The organism is Sorangium sp. So ce887, assembly GCF_051521455.1.
Lineage (GTDB): Bacteria > Myxococcota_A > Polyangia > Polyangiales > Polyangiaceae > Sorangium.
In genome coordinates, this window is record NZ_CP150354.1 from 3,204,527 (window position 1) to 3,223,089 (window position 18,563).

Here is an 18,563-nt window from a genome sequence, read left to right on the forward strand (position 1 = left end):
CGTGCTCTCCGACACCACGGCGCCCGCGGGCCCCGCGTCGCTCCCCCGGCGCCGGCCCGGGTGGGTGCGCCAGGCGATGCTCGTCGCGCGGAAGGACCTCGCGATCGAGCTCGCCACGGGCGAGATCGTCACCACGAGCGGCTTCTTCGCGGTGCTCGTCGCCGTGATCGCGTCGCTCGCGTTCTACGCCGGGCAGGACGCGGCCGAGCAGGTGGCGCCCGGCGTCATCTGGGTGAGCGTGGCGTTCGCGTCGGTGCTCGCGCTGAGCCGCACGTGGCAGCGGGAGCGCGAGGACGGCGCGCTCGCGGGCCTGCTCGTCCTGCCGATCGCGAGGAGCGCCCTCTTCGCCGGCAAGGCGCTCGGGCTCTGCGTGTTCGTGTTCGCGGTCGAGGCGATCATCATCCCGGTCGCGGCGCTGCTCTTCGCGGTGGATCTCGCGGAGACGGGCGCGGGGCTCGCGCTCTTCTGCCTCGCGGCGACGCCGGGCATCGCCGCGAGCGGCACCCTCTTCGGGGCCATGACCGTGCGCACGCGCGCCCGTGACCTCGTGCTCGCGAGCGTGCTCTTCCCGCTGCTCGCGCCCACCCTGCTCGCCGCGGTCGCGGGGACCCGGGAGCTCTTCGGCGGCGCGACGATCGGCGAGCTCACCGATTACGTGGCGCTCATGGGCGTGTTCGACGTCGTGTTCATCGCGGGAGGGGTCGGCCTCTTCGATCTGATCATCGAGGGCTGACCTGCCGCGCGGCCGCGCCGGGGGGCTCGCGGCGCGCCGCGGATCGCAGGCTCAGGCGGCCGCGCTGCGCGCCGCGAGCACGTCGTCGGCGAGGGTCTTCGCCGCCAGCTCGATGCCGTCGAGATCGAGCGCGGCGCCGGTGCACTCGCCGAGCGCCCACACGCCGTCGCCGGCCCGGCCGCGCGCGTCGACCCTCACGGCGTACCCCGCGCGCGGGTCGACCTCGACGCGCGCGCCCGCCTGCGCGGCGACCTCGAACGAGGGCGCGGCCGGCGCGTCCACCGCGAGCGCGACCACCTTGAGGTCGCTCGTCGGGCTATCGGGGGCGAAGGGCGCGTCGCGCACCGTCACGCTCTTCACCTGCGAGATCCCGTTCACCGCGGCGAGCGCGGCGAGCGGGATCCGCGCCGCGACGCGGCCGACGAGGGCGCTCGCGAGCTCGCCGGCCCAGAAGCCCTCGCCCGCGATGGCGACGGGGCCGGTCGGCTCGACGCCGCAGGCGAGCAGCCGGCAGAGCGCGCGCGCCGAGAAGACCCCCGGCAGATCGTTGTTCGGGAACGCCGCGACGCCGTCGTGCGCCCCGGTGGCGAAGACCAGGGCGGGCGCCCTGATCACGGTCGCGCCCGCGTCGCCGGCGACCAGGAGCTCGCCGAGGTAAACGCCGGCGGCAACGTGCCGGCAGAGCACGCGGACCCCGTCGAGCGGGTGTCGCGCGAGGAGCTCCGCCGCCCGGCGCGGGGCCCCGGCGAGCGACCCGGCAGGGGCGAGCGCGTCGTCGATCAGCGCGACGCGGAGGCCGCGCGCCGAGAGCGCCGAGGCCGCCGCCACGCCGGCGGGCCCGGCGCCGATCACCGCCGCGTCCAGGTCGAGCCGCGCGGCGGGCTCCGGCGGGAGCGCCGCGCTCGGCAGCCGGCCGAGCCCCGCCAGCTTGCGCGCGATCGACTGCATGACCCCGGACAGCCCCGGGACGCCGGCCATCAGGTGGTGGTGATCGATCCCCTGCGGGAAGAACCAGTCGGTCACCCGGAGCAGGTCCGCCTGCCGCGAGCCCACCACGTTCTGCACCTCGATGCGCTCGCCGCCGGCGGCCGGCCGCAGGCAGGTCATCACGTTGGGCACCCCGTCGACCCGCGCGAGGCAGCCGTCGCAGCCTCCGCGCAGGCAGGTCGGCGCCCGGGGGCGGTGCAGCTTCGGGCTCCGCGCGAGCGTCACGCGCCCCGAGGCGAGCAGCGCCACGGCCAGGGGCTCTCCTCGTTCCGCCGGGACGTCCGCTCCGTCGAGGGTGATGGTGACCGGATCCTGGAGCGCGCGACCTCGCCGAAACATGGGCGGACGCTAGCAGACGCGCGCCGGGGGCGCGCGCGCCATGGCCACGGAACCGTGGGGGAGGAACCGCGGCGCGACCGCGGTGCAAGAGCGGTGCAAGAGCGGTGCAAGAGAAGAGAGCAGGAGCGGTGGAGTCACCGGCGCGAGCGCGCGGAGTGGAGAAGGTGCCCTCCGCTTCGCGCGCTGATCTATGCTGTGACCGATGCGCCTCGGCGTCCTCGGCCCTGCACAGGGTGATCTGCCCGCGCTCGCTCGCGGCGCGCAGCACCTGCTCGACGAAGGCCACGCCGAGCGGGTCATCTACGTCGCCGAGGACGACGCCCTCGACAGGGTCGTCGAGGGCTGGGCGCAGAGCCTGGTCGGCGCGAACCCCACCGAGGGCGCCCTGTTCGATCGGGCCGCGCGCTGCGCGACCGCGACGCCGGAGCAGCTCGACGCGTTCGTGGCGTCCGAGCGGGCCCGGCTGCGCCTCAAGGTGCTGATGAGCCTCCCGCCGGGCCAGCGCACGATCGAGATCCTGGACGGGCGCGTCGCGCTCTTCGTGTTCGACAAGGCGGCGCTCGACGAGGAGGACATCGTCGCAGCGTCGCTCCTCGTCTTCGGCAAGAGCTCCGAGCCGCTCATCAAGAAGGTCGGCCCGCGGACGTTCTTCTCTCCCGGGCCGATCGGCTCCGAGGGCGGCCGGGCGCTCCTCGACGACGGGCAGGGCGGGGTGCGGATCGAGGTGATGAACGCGAGCGGCGCGGTGACCGCGCGCGAGATCGTGGGCCCGTCCGCGGCCGGCCCCAAGCTGCGGGTTCAAGGTGGCTCGCACGGCTGAGGCGCACGCGGTCGCGACGCCCGGGGTGGCGCCCGAGGCGCGCCGCGTCGCGATCTTCGGGGGCAGCTTCAACCCGCCTCACGTGGCGCACGTGCTCGCGGCCACCTACGCGATCTCCGTCGCGCCGGTCGACGAGGTGCTCGTCGTCCCCGTCTACCGCCACCCCTTCTCCAAGGAGCTCGTGCCGTTCGAGCATCGTCTGGCCATGTGCCACCTCGCCCTCGGCTGGCTCCCGTGCGTGTCGGTCTCGGCCGTCGAGCGCGATCTCGGCGGCGAGAGCCTCACGCTGCGCACGCTGGAGCACCTCGCCGCGGCGCACCCCGACTGGGCGATGCGCCTGCTCGTCGGCGCCGACGTGCTCCCCGATCTCCCGCGGTGGCACCGCTTCGACCGCATCGAGCAGCTCGCGCCGCCGATCGTCCTCGGCCGCTCCGGCTTCGCCGCGACCGGCGCGGAGCGCCTCGACGCGGCGGCGGCCGATCCTCGCCCGCACCTGCGCCCCGACCCCCTGCGCCCCGCGGACGTGCTGCTCCCGCAGATCTCGAGCAGCGAGATCCGCCGGGCGTTCGCCGCGGGCGAGCTGGAGGCCGTCCGCCAGCGCGTGCCGCGCGCCGTGCTCGACTACGCGCTCGCGCACGGCCTCTACGGGAGCGGCCCGTGAGCGAGATGGACAGCACGCGCCCGTCGCCGATTCTCCGGGACGACAGCGCCCTTCCGGAGGTGTTCATCTACGGCGGCGGCAAGGTGGGCCGCGGGCTCGCGCGCGCGATCCGCGACGCGGGGCTGCCGGTCACCCTCCGGCCCGCGCGGGACGGGCTGCCGGCGGAGCCCATCGAGGCGGACCTCGTGATCCTCGCCGTGCGCGATCGGGACATCGGTCCCTGCGCCGAGGCGCTGCGCGACCGGAGGCTCGTCGGCCACAGGGACGCCGCGGTGGTGCACTGCGCCGGCGCGCTCGGCCCGGAGGCGCTCGCGGCGGTGCGGGGCCGCCGCGTCGCCGTCGCGCAGATGCACCCGATGATCTCGTTCGCCTCGCCGGCGTTTGCGCCGTTCCTCGAGCGCGGCCACCTCCACATCGACGGCGATCCCGCCGCCGTGCGCGCCGCGCGCTCGCTCGGGGTGCGCCTCGGGATGACGCCGCGTACGGTCCCCGGCCTCGACCGCGTCGCTTACCACGCCGCCGCGGGCCTCGTCGCCAACGGCGCCGCGGCGCTCGCCGCCGCCGGGGTCGACCTGCTCGAGCGCGCCGGCATCGAGCGGAAGACCGCCGCCGAGATGCTCGGCCCGCTGCTCCGCACGGTCGCCGACAACGTCGAGGTGCTCGGCGTGCCCGACGCGCTCACAGGGCCCGTGCGTCGCGGCGACGCGGCCGGCGTCGCGCGGCACCTCGAGACGCTCCGCCGGCTCGCGCCGCGCCTCGTGCCCTTCTATGTCGCCGCCGCGGCGACGCAGCTCCCGCTGGCCCGCGCCCTGGGCGAAGCACCTCCGGACGCGTTCGACGCAATTCAGCAGGTCCTGGACGGAACTTAGCAGCTTCATTGAAAAGTTCTTTTGACACGGCACACGCTTATCGATGGCTGATGGCGGGATCCATTGATGCGACGTCCAGCGGAGAGGTACGCTTCTGTTGCCTTGGGATCTGTTGCCGCAGCCTGCGTTCTCTCTGCCACGACGAGCGATGCCGGGGGGTTCCGGGCGCTCGACGAGCGCGTTCGTGAAGCCGCGTCGCGTGGGGTGCTCCACGTCCATGGACAGCGGCCGATCCTGGACGCGGTTTGCTCCCACCTCGCGCGTCGCGCTCGAGGTGTGGGGCGCTCGCTGATCTCGGCCGCGCATGCCGCGGATCGGGATCCCTGGCGCGACCTCGCGCTGCGCTGCGGGGTCGCCTCTGCGGACCCGGCTGCGGTCGCGCAGGGCATCAGCGCCGCCGCGCAGGGCGCGCTCCTGCTCGTCTCCGAGGGGGAGCCGACGAGCTGGGGGAGCCTCGTGCTCGAGGAGGTCTCCCGCCTCATCGCAGAAGGGTCGAGCTCCGCGCTGGTCATCGTATGCAGCGACGCCGCGAGGCGGCTGTGGACGAGCGCGATCACGATCGACGGCATCGCGTCGCCCGACGAGCTGCACCGCTTCTGGGAGGCGTTCGCGGCGGACGCGGAGCGCCGGGTCGTCGCGAAGCTCGACCGGCTCGACGCGCTCGAGGGCTGGTGCTCCGCCGTGCTGGCCGCGCCGGCCGAGCCGCGCCCCCTGCAACAGCAGCCGAGCCGCGAGGCCAAGCGGCTGCTCGATCGGCTCGCGCTGAGCCAGCGGCCCTGGCCGACCGGGCAGCTCGGCCTGCTCGCGGCGCGACGCGCGGAGCAGGGGCCCGGAGCCGTCGCGCACCCCCTCGCCGGCGAGGAGCTCGCGGCCCTCGGGCTGATCGAGGCCGACGATCGCGGGTGGGTGGCGGCGCGGCGCGCGGCCGTCGACCTGGCCAGCGTCGACCCCGAGGACGTGCTTGCGGTCGCCGAGGCGCTCGAGGAGCAGTCGTCCGATCCGTGGAGCCTCCTGCGCGCGGGCGAGCTCTTCGCTTCGCTGGGCCGGGACGACCGCGCCGAGGCGGCGGCGACGCTCGCGATCTCCTCGGTCGGTGAGCCGTCGGCGCGCGCCGATTTCTGGCGGCGCTGGGCCCGATCGATGCGATCGCTGTCCGGCTCGCCTCCCGGCGAGCGGCTGCTCCGGGCCGCGGAGCTCGCGCTCCGGCTCGGCGACGTCGAGTTCGCGATCGACTTCTCCTCGGCGGCGATGCTCGAGGGGGAGTCGTTCGCCGCGCTGCTCGTGCACGGCCGCGCGACGAGCGCGCGCGGCGACCTGACGACGGCCGCGATGGTGCTCTCGCGCGCGGTGGCCGCCGCGGCCACGCCCGCGGAGCGGTCGCGCGGCGCCGTGGAGGTGGCGGAGCTCTGCTGCAAGACGGGCGATCTCGAGGCCGCCAAGGCGCACGCGGAGGAAGGGCTCGCCGGCGCGGGCGAGACGGTGACGCGCCTCCAGGCGCGCAACATCCTCGGCAAGCTGCTCCTCACGCAGCAGGCCTGGTCCGAGGCGGAGCGGCACTTCGCGGCCGACGCGTGGGAGGCGGCGCGCGCCGGCGAGCACGTGAGCGAGCTGCGCGCCCGGCTGAACCGCGCCATCGCGCTGCTCTCCAGGGGCCGGCTCGACGAGGCGCGCGCGATGCTCGCGGCGGTGCTCGACGACGGCGAGCGGCGCGGCGAGCGCATGGCGGCCGGCTACGCGCTCACGAACCTCGCGGTCATCGCCAACCTGAAGCACGAGTACCCGGAGGCCTTGCGCCTCTTCGAGCGCGCGATCGGCATCTTCCGCAAAATCGGCGACAAGGTCGCGCTCGTGAACCTCATCGCGAACCTCGCGGAGATCCGGCTCCAGCTCGGGCTCATCGAGGAGGCCGAGCAGGCGCTCGCGTTCGCGCGCAAGGTCTCCGGCCCTGGCATCCCCGGCGTGTGGATCGCGCACGTGGCCTACGTCGCGGCGCAGATCCACCTCGAGCGCGGCCGCACCCACGACGCCGGGGAAGAGCTCCGCGCCGCCTTCACGTACGGCGCCGGCCCGAAGCTCGGCGAGTGCTACGCCGTCGCGGCGCGCATCGCGCTCGACGACGGCGACCTCCTGCTCGCCGCGCAGATGATCAAGGCGGCGCGCGCCGAGGCGAAGTCCGACCGCCATCTCGCCGAGGTCGCGCTGCTCGAGGCGCTGCGCGCGCGCGCCGCCGGCGAGCCGTTCGGGGAGCTCGCCGCCGAGGCGCTCGCGCTCTCGCGGAAGGACCACGGCCGCGAGCGCGCCCTGGAGGCGCACGTGCTGCTCCACCACGCCTCGGCGTCCGGGGGCCGGCCGCCGCGCGCGCCGGACGACGCCGCGGCCACGCGATCGCACCTCGAGGCGGCGACCCTGCTCCGCGATCGCATCGCCGCGTCGCTCCCTCCCGAGATCGCGCGCAGGTACCTCGCGCGCCGGACCTTCGCGGAGCTCGCCCGGCTGGAGGTGTGCGCGCGCATCGCCGCCGAGGCAGAGCCGAGGGGCTGCGAGCTGTGCGGATCGAGCGCGTGCTCCGGGTGCGCGCGGGTCGCCGCGCGCGCGCACCGGCCGTCGGCCGTTGCCCCCGCGATCAAGCGGCTGGTGGGGACGGCGCCCGCGCTGCTCAGCCTCCTCCACCAGGTCGAGAAGGTCGGCGCGAGCGACGCGACCGTGCTGATCCACGGCGAGAGCGGCACCGGCAAGGAGCTCGTCGCCGAGGCGATTCACGAGGCGAGCGGGCGGGGCGGGCCGCTGATCAAGGTGAACTGCGCCGCCCTGGTCGAGACGCTGCTGCTCTCGGAGCTGTTCGGACACGAGAAGGGGGCGTTCACCGGGGCGGCGTCGCGCCGTCGCGGGCGCTTCGAGATCGCCGAGGGAGGAACGCTGTTCCTCGACGAGATCGGCGACATCTCGCCGCGCACTCAGGTCGCGCTGCTCCGCGTCCTGCAGGACAGGACCTTCGAGCGGGTCGGGGGTGTCACCCCGCTGCGCGCCAACGTCCGGATCCTCTGCGCCACCCACCGCGATCTGCGTGCAATGGTCGCCCGGGGCGAGTTCCGGGAAGATCTCTACTATCGCCTCCAGCAGGTCGTCCTGGAGGTCCCGGCGCTCCGGCAGCGGCCGCGCGACGTGCCGGTGATCGCCGCGGCGATCCTGGAGCGGATCGCCGCCGAGCGCGGCACCGCGCCGAAGCGCCTCTCCGGCAGGGCCGTCTCAGCCCTCTCGCAGCACGCCTGGCCGGGCAACGTGCGCGAGCTCGAGAACGCCTTGCGCGCCGCGGCGATCTTCGCGGACGGCGAGGTGATCGATCTCGAGGACTTCACGGCGAACGTCGAGGGGCTGCGGGTCCTCGAGGCCCTGGAGCCGGCGAGCGCTCCGGCGACATCGAGGCATGGCATGCAGCCTGCTACTCCTGCCGCCGAGCCGTCGAGCGGTCCTCGCTCCTCGGCGCCGGAGCGGGTGGCGCCTGAGCCTCATCCCCCGTCGATGCCCATGGATCGCACGCCGCTGGAGCTCGCGTACGCGCATGTCCGAGGAGGGGTCAGCCTGAGCGACATGAAGCGCGAGATCGAGCGCGAGTGTATCGCCCGAGCGCTCGACGAAAGTCGCGGGAATATCACGCGCGCCGCGGTGCTCTTGGGTATGAAGAGACCACGTCTTTCCCAGCTCGTGAAACAGTATGGCTTTGGCGGGACGTCGGAGGACTGAAGTGATGCGACGTTGCAGGAGGGGTTGGCTGTCCGGGGGCCTCGCGCTTGCGCTGTCCGCCCCTGTGCTGCTCGCGGGGTGTGCGCTCGCGCCCGGGGAGAGCGACGAGCAGGCGGGCGACGCGTGGAGCGAGCTCGATTCGATGACCTCCGACGAGGCGCTTGGATGGGGCGCCGACGGGGAGGACGTCGAGCGCGACGCCGACGCTCCCGTCGTCGATCCGGCGAGTCGGCCGCAGCTCCGGCTGCGCGAGGCGGCGCATCCGTCCGTCGGCGAGGGGAGCTCGCGGACGCGCACGTACGCGCGGTCGAAGGACTCGCACATGCCGGAGCCGCTCCCCTGGCACGCCCAGGGGAGCACGGACCGCCGCGACAAGACCTCGTCCGAGAGCGACGGGACGCGCTGAGCCGCGGGCCGGGGCCGCGCCTTCGTAGCCGCGCCGCCGCACCCGGCGTCGCGGCGGCCCGGCGCCTTTTGGGGTTGCCGCGCGGCTCGCTGCGGTAGCCTTCGCGCGTGGCGCCGCTCGGGATCGATCTCCGCACACGGACGACCCTGGTCTGCGGGGCCCTGGCCCTCGCCATCGCGGCCTCGACGCTGCTGCGAGGCCGCGTCCGGCGCGTCCACCTCTTCTTCGCGGCCTTCGCCGCCGACGTCGGGCTCTGGTACCTCTCCCAGTCGCTCTTCGGCTTCTTTCAGGCCTCCATCTGGGAGCGCTTCACGGCGATCCTCGCCGTGCTGCTCCCGCAGTTCGCGCTGCAGCTCTTCGAGGCGATGATCCCCCACGACGGGGACCGGCGCTCGCGCCTGCTCCGGTTCGCGGGGGTGCTCGTCATCCCGCTGTTCATCCTCGCGCTGATGAGCCGGGAGCCGGGCTCGTGGCTCGACTGGCTCACGCGCGGCTGCATCTTCCTCTACGTCTTCGCGCTGCTCACCGCGGGGCTGTACACGCTCGGCCAGCGCGGCAAGCAGAGCTCCTCGCGCGCGACGCAGCGGCGCGTGCGGTTCCTTGTGGTGATCGGCGCGCTCGCCGCGCTCGCCAGCGTCGCCGACTTCGCCTGGTTCCTCGGCGCGGAGCCGCCGCCCGTCGGCGCGGCGCTCTCGATCGTGTTCCTGTTCGTCCTCGCCCAGGCCCTGCGGCACGAGCGCCTGCTCGACGCCTACGAGATGCTCGCGCGCCTGCTCGTCGCCACGGCGGTCGCGTTCCTGATCGCGCTGATCTTCTATCTCCTGCTCACGTTCATCGGCGGCTTCAACACGATGTACCTGAACGCGGTGCTCGCCGCGATCGTGATCCTGGTGCTCTTCGATCCGCTGCGCGAGCGCGTCGAGGAGCAGCTCCAGCGCGTCTTCTTGCGGGAGCGCTTCGATCTGGATCGCTCGCTCGCGGAGGCGCGGCGTCGTCTCGTGCACACGCTCGAGGTCGAGGAGATGGGCTCGATCGTGATGAGCGCGCTCGAGCAGTCGCGCCGGGTCACGGCGGCGGCGCTCTACCTGCGCGATCAGGACGGGACCGGCTTCGACCGCCTCACCTCGCTCGGGCCGCGGGTCCCCGAGCGGATCGAGGTGGCGACGGCGCGGGCGCTGCTCGATCGCCTCGATCGCGGGCCGCTCGCGATGGAGGAGCTCGAGCGCGAGGCGCGCGAGCGGCGGGCGCGCCGCAGCCGCAGCGACGCGGACGACGACGGCAATTTCGCGAGGCGGACGGAGGTGCGGCCCCAGGTCCCCGAGGACGCGGTGCTCGCGGCGGCCGAGGTGCTCGGCAGCCTCTGCTCGGGCGTGGTGCTGTGCGCGCGCGATGAGCAGGGCGAGCCGATCGGGCTCCTCGTCGTGGCGGACTCCCGCGTGCGCGACGCGTTCTCGCCCGAGGAGCTGACCCTGCTCGAGACGCTCGCCGCACAGATCGGCGTCGTCCTGGAGAACTCGCGCCTCTACGCGCAGATGAAGGAGCGAGACCGGCTCGCGCTCCTCGGCCAGATGGCGGCCGGGCTCGCGCACGAGATCAGGAACCCGCTCGGCGCGATCAAGGGGGCGGCGCAGCTGCTCGCCGATCCCGTGCCGGAGACGCAGATCGATCCGGCGTCGCGCGAGTTCATCGGGATCATCCTCGAGGAGGTCGATCGGCTCGACCGCGTCGTGGGCTCGGTGCTCGATCTCGCGCGGCCGGCGCAGGGCTCGGTCGTCCCGACCGACGTGAACGCGATCGTGCGCCGCACCCTGCAGGTGCTCTCGATCGAGCGCAGGAACGACCAGCTCGAGGTCGAGGTCACGCTGGACCCCGATCTCCCCCGGGTCGCCATCGATCCCGAGCAGCTGCGGCAGGTGCTGATGAACCTGTTCCGCAACGCCGTCCAGGCCATGAAGGGCCGGGGCAAGGTGGTCATCTCCACGCGCGTCCGCTTCGGCCGCGGCACGCGGCCCGGCTCCGGCTCGGACGAGCCGTTCGTCGAGCTCAACGTCACCGACAACGGCCCGGGCATCTCCCAGAAGGTGCTCGCGAACATCTTCCTGCCGTTCTTCACCACGAAGGACAAGGGGACGGGGCTCGGGCTGTCGATCAGCCAGCGCATCGCGCAGAGCGCCGGCGGCCGCATCGAGGTCCGCTCGTACGAAGGGAAGGGGAGCACCTTCGCCGTGATCCTCCCGGCCGCCGTCGACAAGCTGGGCGCGCCGGCGACGGCGACGGCGCTCTCGGCGGGCGAGCCGACAGCTCAGAGTCGGCCCGGCTGAAGCCGGCGCCGCGGTGTTTCCGGCAGCGCCGAGGCGTCCCCGGCGGCACCGCGACGCTCCCTGCGGCGCCGAGGCGCGCGCCCGCTCGCGCTGCGCCGCCGCGTGCGCTCAGCCGTAGCGCGACGACATGAGCGCCGCGAGCGCGGGGTGCTCGCGCACGAGCGCGAGCGTGTGATCGGCGTGGCCGTGCGCGTAGCCGTTGCCGATGTAGAGGTCCACGTCCTTGCCGATCCCCTCGGCCCCGAGGGCGGCGGCGGTGAAGCTCGTGCTCATCGCGAAGAAGTACGTCTTGCCGCGGTCGCGCGTGGCGACGATCGCGCTGAGCTCCACCCCGGGGACGTTCACGCACGAGAGCGTGAGATCGGCGCCCGCGCCGCCCGTGAGCGGCAGCACGGCGTCGCGCACCGCGAGGGGGTCGCGCGCGTCGACGACCGCGACGTGATCGCAGAGCGCGAGCGCGCGCAGGTCGGCGGCGAACTCCGGAGACGCCTCGATCCCGATCACGCGCCCGCCGCGGCCGACGCGGCGCCGTGCTTCGGCTGCGCACAGGAGGCCCGACTTCCCGCCCGCGCCGAGCACCGCCACGGTGTCGCCTGGGCCGGCGAGGCGCGCCACCTGGGGCGCCGCGCCCGCGACGTCGAGCAGCGCGAGGGCGAGCCGCTCGGGCATGTCGGTCGGCATCCGCGCGAGCGGCGCCGACGCGAAGAGGATCGCGGTGCCCTCGACGTCGATCTGCGCGGACGCGGGCCGCACGGCGACGATCCGGCGGAGCGAGAGCGGCGTCAGCGACAGCGACGCGAGCGTCGCGATGCGGTCGCCGACGGCGACGCCGCGGTGCGCTGCCAGCGAGCCGATCCGGCGCACGACGCCGAGCAGCATGCCGCCCGAGCCGGTGACCGGGTTGTGCTGCTTGCCACGGCGCGCCACGGTCTCGAGGACGAGCCGCGCTACGCCGTCCGGGCTGCCGGAGGCATCCTCCATCTGACGGAAGCTCGCTGCGTCGATGTTCAGCGTCTCCACATCGACGACGAGCTCGGTCTCGAAGCTTCGCGAGGCGTCGGCGTCCAGCCGCTCTGCCGGCTGCGGCAGGGCCCCCGGTGGATCGAGCACGCGGTGCGTGCCCAGCGGATCGCCTGCAGCAAGGGTGCGTTGCGTCGCTTCGGAGCTCACGCCGAGGCCGTTCAACATGCCGGGCCTGAAAGCAAGGGCAATAAGCCGAGCGGCCGCTGTCTCCGACGCCGAGGCCGCCCGGCGCCCCGCCAAGAAAGACCCGGAAGCCGGCCGCCCGGGCGACGCGAAGCGGCCTGTTTCCCGCAGATTTGGATGCACTTGTGCCCCCCTCAGGCGCCGCCCGAGGGGGCTCAGGGGAGGGTGGAGGGCGGGGGGCGGCGCGCTGCGTTAGGAGGAACGAGCCAACTCATTTGAAAGAACCACCCGGATCTCTTGACCATCTTTGCTCGGTGAAACTAGACTTTGCCCCCTGCTGGCGCTCGCGTAGCGCCCGAAGGTTTCTACTCCCCCTGCGATGGATAACCACGCTCCCAAGGTGTCGGCAACGCGGCAACTGGCGTTGCGCTTCATCTCCGGGAAGTACCAAGGCGGCGAATTCCCCCTCGGGGAGCAGCAGGAGATCGTCGTGGGTCGCTCCAGCGACCTCGACATGGTCCTCGTCGAGGACATGGTCTCCCGGCGCCATGCCCGGATTGCCTGTACCGAACAGCAGATCGTGATCGAGGATCTCGGCTCGACGAACGGCACGTTCGTCAACGGCGAGAAGATCAAGAAGACGACCCTGAAGGAGGGCGATCGGGTGCTCATCGGCACCAGCATCCTCAAGGTCGTCTCCACCGATCCGAGCGCGCCCCCGGCGCGCCGCCGGATGGACGAGCCCTCGCTCAGGAGCGGTCAGACCCGGTCGATGTCCGGGTCGATCGACGAGATCCCGCTCCCCGATCTCCTTCAGCTCTTCGGCACATCGAAGAAGAGCGGAGTCCTCGTCGTCCGTTCCGACGATGACGTCGGCAAGATCTACCTGCGCAAGGGCATCGTGACCTTTGCGACGATCAACGATCTGACCGACGTCCCGCCGCTCAAGAGCGTCTACCGGATCCTCACGTGGGTCGGCGGGACGTTCGATCTGGAGCAGGCCGAGGAGCGGGTCATGACCGGCGAGATCAGCGCGACGGTCCAGGAGCTCCTCATGGAGGGGCTCCGGCAGATCGACGAGCTGAACAACATCCGCCACCAGCTCCCGGATCTCTCGGCGCGCCTGGTCATTCCCCAGCCGCTCAAGCCGCTGCTCCGCGATCTCTCGCCCGTCGATCTGGACGTCCTCCAGGTCGTCTACAACCACGGGCACCTCGCGATGGTCCTCAACAAGAGCCCCGCGACGGACCTGGAGACCGCGCAATCCGTGATGAAGTTGATCAACGGGGGCTATCTCCGCGTCGAGTGAGCCCGCGCGCCCCGGGGGGCGGCGGGCGATCACGTGCCTGCCGCCGAGGGGAACGGAGCGCGCCGAGGCAGGCGCAGGAGCTAGCGCGTGTTCGATGCGCGCATGCCGCCCTCCAGGCGCCGCGCTTCGGTGGGCGCGGCGCCCTCGGCGGTAGCGCGAGGCGTCAGGACCGCGGCGCGCCGCGCTTCGCTGCCGGGCCTTCGGCCGCGATCGCGAGGCGGAGCGACACGGCGCGGGCGTGCGCCTGCAGGCCCTCCGTCTGCGCCAGCTTCTCGATGGTCGGGCCCTGCGCCTGCAGCGCCGCGCTCGAGTAACGGATGAGGCTGGCGCGCGTCACGAAGTCGTAGACCCCGAGCGGCGATCCGAAGCGGGCCGAGCCCCCGGTGGGGAGCACGTGGGAGGGCCCCGCGAGGTAGTCGCCCGCGGCGACCGGGGTGAGGCTGCCGAGCAGCGCCGCGCCGAGCGTGCCGATCTCCGAGAACAGCCCCTCGGCGTCGGTGACGTGGAAGGCGACGTGCTCGACCGCGAGCTGATCCGCGACCTCGGCGAGACGAGCGCGCGAGCCGACGACGAGCGCAGCGGCGTGCGTCGAGAGCGACGCCTGCACGATGGTGCGCCGCGTGAGCTCGGGGAGCGCTGCGTCGAGCTCGCGCGCGACCGCCTCCGCCAGCTGGACCGAGGTCGTCGCGAGGAGGGCGTAGGACGCCTCGTCGTGCTCGGCCTGTGAGAGCAGATCGGCCGCGACGAGCCGCGGATCCGCGGTGTCATCGGCGAGCGCCAGGATCTCGCTCGGCCCGGTGATGCCATCGATCGACACGTCGCCGAAGACGAGCCGCTTCGCGCAGGCGACATAGGCGTTACCGGGCCCCACGATCTTGTCGACCGACGCGAGCTCCGGGAGCCCGTAGGCCATGGCCGCGATCGCCTGCGCTCCCCCCGAGTCGAGCAGGGTCGTCACGCCGGAGAGGTGCGCCGCGGCGAGCGTGGCGTCGTCGGCCGCCGGGCTCGCGAGGACGATCTCGCGCACGCCGGCGATGCGCGCGGGGATGGCCGACATCAGCACGCTCGATGGGTAGCGGGCCTTGCCGCCCGGCGCGTAGACGCCGACCCGACGCAGGGGGCGTACGCGCATGCCCAGGAGGACGCCCTCCTCCTCGTAGCTGAAGCCGGCTTGCAGCGGGGGCCCGTTCGCCGTGGCGTCCGCGGGCCCGAGGTCGCCCGCGTCGCGCTGGCGCTCATGGTAACGCGCGATCCTCGCGGCCGCGGTCTCGAGCGCGGCGCGGACGTCCGGCGGCAGCCGCGCGAGCGCTTCGGCCCCGCCGAAGCCGCCTTCCGCCTCGGGCCCCGCATGGCGGACGAGCGCCTTCGACGTCCTCCGCTCGAACGTCTCGATGTAACGGAGGACGGCGGACGTCCCCCCGCGCCGCACGTTGTCGATGATCTCGGTCACCGCAGGCGTGACGTTCGCGAGATCGCCCGTGCCGCGGGTGCGCAGGGCAGACAGGGTGGAATCGAACTCAGGCGAACCTTCGATGTAGATGGGCAGCATGGCTTGATGTGGACCGGCGCGGCGGAATCTCCGCGTGGACGGCGACACCCCGTACCACACCACCCCGGCCGCCGGTATGTCGGCCGCTCCCGCCGGGCGCTGCGCGCACGGCCGCGCGTCGCTCCGCGAGTTTCCCGGCCCGAGCGGATCGGGTAGGGTCACCCCATGCGGTCCGGCTCGTTCGGCCTCGCCCCCACCGCGCTCTCGATCGTGCTGCTCGCGCTCGCGCCGGCGGTCCTCATCGGGTGCCCGGAGAACTCCTGCTTCCTCAAGATCTGCCAGGGCAGCAGCTGCCGCTGCTCGATCTCGTCGTGCAGCGACGGAGCTGCCTTCGACACAAACCAGAACCGCTGCCGTTGCCTGAAGGGCTACCTCGCGATCGCGGGCCAGTGCCTCACGCCCCAGGCGGCGAACGCCTACTGCGGCGTGGGTCGCCACTACGAGGCCGGCGGGTGCGCCCCCGACCGCTGCCGGCCAGGCGACGAGATCGACCAGAGCACAGGCTTCTGCGTGTCGCGCGAGCAGGTGGCGACCAACGCCGGGGTCGCCATCGGCGCCGGGCAGAAGCTCGGATGCCCGCCCGGCCAGGAGCTCATCGTCGACGGCCCGACCGCCGCATGCGTCCCCCTCTCGCAGACCTGCGCGCGCGACGAGGTCTGGACCGGTCAGGCTTGCGCCAAGGTGGGGCGATGCCCGACGGGCGCGATCTGGGACCCCGCGCTCGCTCAGTGCGTCCAGTACGCGCAGGGCTCGGGCGACAGCGGGCTCACGGTCAACGTCGGGCAGTGGGCGTCGGCGAACTACGGCCCGAACGGCGGCATGGGCACGAGCGGCTTCTGCGGAGCCTTCGCGAAGAAGCCGCACAGCTTCGGGATCGTCGAGGGCGCGTCGGCCTACGTCCGCATCACGGTGATGATGTCCTTCCCGGAGAGCGAGATCGCCCGCGGCGTAGTGCAGGCGGTGACGGTGTTCGACGCGAGCGGGAACCCGGTTCCGCCGCGCGGCGCCGCGGAGGTCGATGCAGCGGCGCGCAATATCTTCGGCACGCTCGTCCTCGGGGGCGGGCGAGCGAGCGCGCCGACGTCGTCGACCACCGTCCGGTGCGCGGTCATCCACGCCGGTAAACCGCAACCGGTGCCCGCCGTCGGCGGCCTCTGAACGAGGCTCACCTCCTCGACAGGGTGCTCACGACGCGCGTGGCAGGGAGCGCGCTGAGGCCGACGCAGCTCACGACCCTGCCGCGCTCGATCACGAAATTGCTCGTGGTTGGCTCGATCTTCGCGAACTCGACGCTCAGGCGCGTCCCGTCGAAGCTCGCGCGCAGGGGACGGCCCTCCACGTCGCTGCGGACGTCCTGGCAGGTGCCGCGCGAGCGGGCCGGATCGAACTGGCGCGACTCGGGCGCGATGAAGCGGAGCCGGTCCTCCACGGCGAACACCCCGCTCTCGCCGGGGATCTCGCGCAGCGAGAAGCGGGCCTCACCCTCCGCATAGTCCTGCGGGGTGAACTGCTCCGGGCGGCGGACCCGGAACTCGAGCGCCTCGCCGGCCAGCACGGCCTCGAGCTCGCGCCCGTTGCCGACCCACAGGCCCGTCAGGCCGGCGAACGGCGACGGCTGCGGCTGCTCCGCGCTCGCCTCCGCGGCGGCGCTGCTCGCGCTGGCTGCCGGGCGCGATTGCAGCGAGGCACCCCTCCGGCGGCCGTCGCGCGGCCTGTCGAGCACGCCCAGCGCGAGCAGCGCCGCAGCCCCGCCGAACATCACGAGCGCCCCGGCGCCGATCGCGAGCCACGAGCCCCGCGCCCGCTGCGACCCGGCCGGCCTGCTCGCCAGCGCCGCACCCGACGGCGATCGCGCCACGTCGCGGACCTCGTCGACTCTCGTGGCGGCGGGCGGCGGCGGCGGGCGACTCGACACGCCGAGCGGCGCCGAGGTCACGGGCGGCGCAGGGCGGGCGGCCGCGTCGAGCGCCGCGAGCATCTCCTCGCAGCTGGCGAAGCGATCCGCCCTGTCCTTGGCGCACGCCTTCTGCAGGAACGCGTCGAGCTCCGGAGGGACGTCGTGACGCACGGCGCTGACCCTGGGGAGCGGCACCTCCGCGTGCAGCCGCATGATCTCGATGTCGCTCTCGGCGTCGAACGGCACCCGCCCGACCAGCATCTCGTAGAGCACGACGCCGAGCGCGTAGATGTCCACCCGCTTGTCGAGATCGCGGCGCCCGAGGACCTGCTCCGGCGACATGTAATAGAGCGATCCGATGATGCCCTTGGTCATCCCGCGCCCCGCGAGCGCGTCCGCCTCGACCTTGGCGATGCCGAAGTCGGTGACCTTCGCGACACCGTCCTTGCTGCGGAGGAGCACATTCGCCGGCTTGAGGTCGCGGTGGATCACCCCCTCGCGGTGCGCGGCCGCGATGCCGGAGGCGATCTGCCGGAAGATCGAGAGCGCCTCGGGCAGCGGCATCGGCCGGCGCTCGTCGGCATACCTGGCGAGCGCCTGCTCGAGGCTCTCCCCGTCGATGTACTGCATGACGAGCCAGAGGTCGTCCCGCTCCGCGACCACTGCCTTCAGGTGGACGACGTTCGGATGATCGATCTGCGCCAGCGCGCGGCCCTCGGCGAGCGTCCGCGCGCGCACGTCGGGCCGGTGCCCGAGCTCCTGCCGCACCGCCTTCAGGACGACGTGCAGCCCGGTGTGGACGTCCCGGGCGAGGTAGACGACCCCCATGCCGCCCTCGCCGAGCACCCGCTCGACCACGTACTTCTGATCGACGAGCGTCCCCGCCGGCAGGTGACCCCCCGGTAGGCGCCGCGGGAGCGAGCCCGCCAGCGGCGCCGGGACGACGTGCGGCGCCGCCGCGGGCCCGTTCGCGCCGCCGGCCCCGGAGGCCGGTAGGCTGACCCGGCGCGCCGGGTCCTCGGGCAGCAGCGCCTCCAGCAGCGGCTGCGCAGGGACGGTCGCCCGCGCGCCGGGAGGGGGAGCCGAGGGGGCCGCGCCGGGGTTCTTGGCGGCGATCGGCGCGCCACACGCCACACAGAACCGGGCAGTGTCCGGGTTCCCTGCGCTGCAAACCGGGCACCTGGCCATGGCACGGTCAGCTCGATCCACGGCGCCCGCGAGCAGCGCGCCGTGGACGCCACGTCATGTCCAGTGACCCGCGCGGAGGGCCGCGGAGTCGATCGTCTTGATCTTCGGCGCGAGCGTCTCGCGGAAGATGGCCTCGTCCTCGTCGTCGAGGCCGCTCTCTCCGAAGCCGGACGCGACCTCCATCGAGGTCGCGAGGATGCGGAGGAACTGCTGGAAGCTCGACGCGCAGAGCTCCGGCTTGAGCGAGTCGATCCCGGTCATGCAGGTGAACACGGGGCAGTCTCCCTCGGCGTCGAGCTTCGAGATGTCGAGGAAGTAAGGGTCTCCCAGGAGGGCGCTGCGCGCGATGAGGATCCAGCTCTTGCGCCAGCCCGCGAGGGAGCTGTCGCCGCCGCTCGCTTGCTGCTCGGCCGTGAGCTTCTCCGAGGGGATGAGGCGTACGCGCTCGACCGGAGTCACCGTCTCGACATCGTGCGGGTCGGCCTCCTGCAGGAAAGCGCGGTACCTGGCAGGCACGCGCAGCGTCCTGCGCAGCTCTTCCACCACCGCCGGAGCCGCCTTTCCGAACCTCGCGGCGATACCTCTTCGGGCAAAGGC

At 73.5% G+C, this 18,563-nt stretch carries 14 protein-coding genes; 9 read left to right on the top strand and 5 right to left on the bottom strand.

The features are described 5' to 3' along the window. Position 1: 1 nt before the first annotated feature. Entirely contained in the window at positions 2-733 is a 732-nt protein-coding gene (locus WMF36_RS12195; protein ID WP_437579767.1) for a heme exporter protein CcmB, read from the top strand. A 51-nt stretch (positions 734-784) separates the two neighbouring features. On the opposite strand, the gene WMF36_RS12200 is transcribed toward WMF36_RS12195, so the two are convergent. Then, complete coding sequence (locus WMF36_RS12200) at positions 785-2,059, bottom strand: 2Fe-2S iron-sulfur cluster-binding protein (protein WP_437579768.1); 1,275 nt, start codon at positions 2,057-2,059, stop codon at positions 785-787. A gap of 202 nt (positions 2,060-2,261) precedes the next feature. Here WMF36_RS12200 and WMF36_RS12205 point away from each other — a divergent pair, with 202 nt between their 5' ends. The 6 genes from WMF36_RS12205 (at position 2,262) to WMF36_RS12230 (ending at position 10,877) form a co-directional block, all read left to right on the top strand. Beyond that, positions 2,262-2,879 (top strand): hypothetical protein, encoded by a 618-nt coding sequence (locus tag WMF36_RS12205; protein ID WP_437489990.1) that lies wholly within the window; start codon positions 2,262-2,264, stop codon positions 2,877-2,879. Further along, positions 2,863-3,540: a nicotinate (nicotinamide) nucleotide adenylyltransferase gene (nadD, locus tag WMF36_RS12210; protein ID WP_437579769.1), complete on the top strand. Its 678-nt coding sequence runs from the start codon at positions 2,863-2,865 to the stop codon at positions 3,538-3,540. Before WMF36_RS12205 ends, nadD begins: the two co-directional genes overlap by 17 nt. A gap of 5 nt (positions 3,541-3,545) precedes the next feature. After that, the gene (locus tag WMF36_RS12215; RefSeq protein ID WP_437581898.1) at positions 3,546-4,409 is read left to right on the top strand and encodes a DUF2520 domain-containing protein; all 864 of its coding nucleotides are present in this window, start codon (positions 3,546-3,548) and stop codon (positions 4,407-4,409) included. Between the two features lie 276 nt (positions 4,410-4,685). Next, positions 4,686-8,150 carry a sigma 54-interacting transcriptional regulator gene (locus WMF36_RS12220; RefSeq protein ID WP_437579770.1) on the top strand — a complete coding sequence of 1,155 codons (3,465 nt, stop codon included), beginning with the start codon at positions 4,686-4,688 and terminating at the stop codon, positions 8,148-8,150. Between the two features lie 4 nt (positions 8,151-8,154). Next, entirely contained in the window at positions 8,155-8,556 is a 402-nt protein-coding gene (locus WMF36_RS12225; RefSeq protein WP_437579771.1) for a hypothetical protein, read from the top strand. Positions 8,557-8,663: 107 nt separating this feature from the next. Next, positions 8,664-10,877, top strand: coding sequence for an ATP-binding protein (locus tag WMF36_RS12230; protein ID WP_437579772.1), 2,214 nt, complete (start codon positions 8,664-8,666; stop codon positions 10,875-10,877). A gap of 108 nt (positions 10,878-10,985) precedes the next feature. On the opposite strand, the gene WMF36_RS12235 is transcribed toward WMF36_RS12230, so the two are convergent. Continuing rightward, on the bottom strand, positions 10,986-12,065 hold the full coding sequence (locus WMF36_RS12235) for an L-erythro-3,5-diaminohexanoate dehydrogenase (protein ID WP_437579773.1): 1,080 nt from the start codon (positions 12,063-12,065) through the stop codon (positions 10,986-10,988). Between the two features lie 337 nt (positions 12,066-12,402). Here WMF36_RS12235 and WMF36_RS12240 point away from each other — a divergent pair, with 337 nt between their 5' ends. Then, positions 12,403-13,332 carry a DUF4388 domain-containing protein gene (locus WMF36_RS12240; RefSeq protein WP_437489996.1) on the top strand — a complete coding sequence of 310 codons (930 nt, stop codon included), beginning with the start codon at positions 12,403-12,405 and terminating at the stop codon, positions 13,330-13,332. Between the two features lie 163 nt (positions 13,333-13,495). Here WMF36_RS12240 and hisD read toward each other — a convergent pair whose 3' ends face one another. Continuing rightward, positions 13,496-14,881: a histidinol dehydrogenase gene (gene hisD, locus WMF36_RS12245; protein ID WP_437579774.1), complete on the bottom strand. Its 1,386-nt coding sequence runs from the start codon at positions 14,879-14,881 to the stop codon at positions 13,496-13,498. A gap of 165 nt (positions 14,882-15,046) precedes the next feature. Here hisD and WMF36_RS12250 point away from each other — a divergent pair, with 165 nt between their 5' ends. Beyond that, entirely contained in the window at positions 15,047-16,039 is a 993-nt protein-coding gene (locus WMF36_RS12250; protein ID WP_437579775.1) for a hypothetical protein, read from the top strand. A 7-nt stretch (positions 16,040-16,046) separates the two neighbouring features. Here the strand turns inward: WMF36_RS12250 and WMF36_RS12255 are convergent, their stop codons facing one another. Further along, entirely contained in the window at positions 16,047-17,966 is a 1,920-nt protein-coding gene (locus WMF36_RS12255; RefSeq protein WP_437579776.1) for a protein kinase domain-containing protein, read from the bottom strand. Between the two features lie 54 nt (positions 17,967-18,020). Continuing rightward, positions 18,021-18,512 (bottom strand): SMI1/KNR4 family protein, encoded by a 492-nt coding sequence (locus tag WMF36_RS12260; RefSeq protein WP_437579777.1) that lies wholly within the window; start codon positions 18,510-18,512, stop codon positions 18,021-18,023. Between the last annotated feature and the right edge of the window lie 51 nt (positions 18,513-18,563).

Bases quoted from the DNA above. Each gene is read 5' to 3' on its own strand.
- WMF36_RS12205 (WP_437489990.1), top strand. From the start codon at position 2,262: ATGCGCCTCGGCGTCCTCGGCCCTGCACAGGGTGATCTGCCCGCGCTC.
- WMF36_RS12250 (WP_437579775.1), top strand. From the start codon at position 15,047: ATGCGGTCCGGCTCGTTCGGCCTCGCCCCCACCGCGCTCTCGATCGTG.
- WMF36_RS12225 (WP_437579771.1), top strand. From the start codon at position 8,155: ATGCGACGTTGCAGGAGGGGTTGGCTGTCCGGGGGCCTCGCGCTTGCG.
- WMF36_RS12235 (WP_437579773.1), bottom strand. From the start codon at position 12,065: ATGTTGAACGGCCTCGGCGTGAGCTCCGAAGCGACGCAACGCACCCTT.
- WMF36_RS12240 (WP_437489996.1), top strand. From the start codon at position 12,403: ATGGATAACCACGCTCCCAAGGTGTCGGCAACGCGGCAACTGGCGTTG.
- WMF36_RS12215 (WP_437581898.1), top strand. From the start codon at position 3,546: ATGGACAGCACGCGCCCGTCGCCGATTCTCCGGGACGACAGCGCCCTT.
- WMF36_RS12255 (WP_437579776.1), bottom strand. From the start codon at position 17,966: ATGGCCAGGTGCCCGGTTTGCAGCGCAGGGAACCCGGACACTGCCCGG.
- hisD (WP_437579774.1), bottom strand. From the start codon at position 14,881: ATGCTGCCCATCTACATCGAAGGTTCGCCTGAGTTCGATTCCACCCTG.
- WMF36_RS12200 (WP_437579768.1), bottom strand. From the start codon at position 2,059: ATGTTTCGGCGAGGTCGCGCGCTCCAGGATCCGGTCACCATCACCCTC.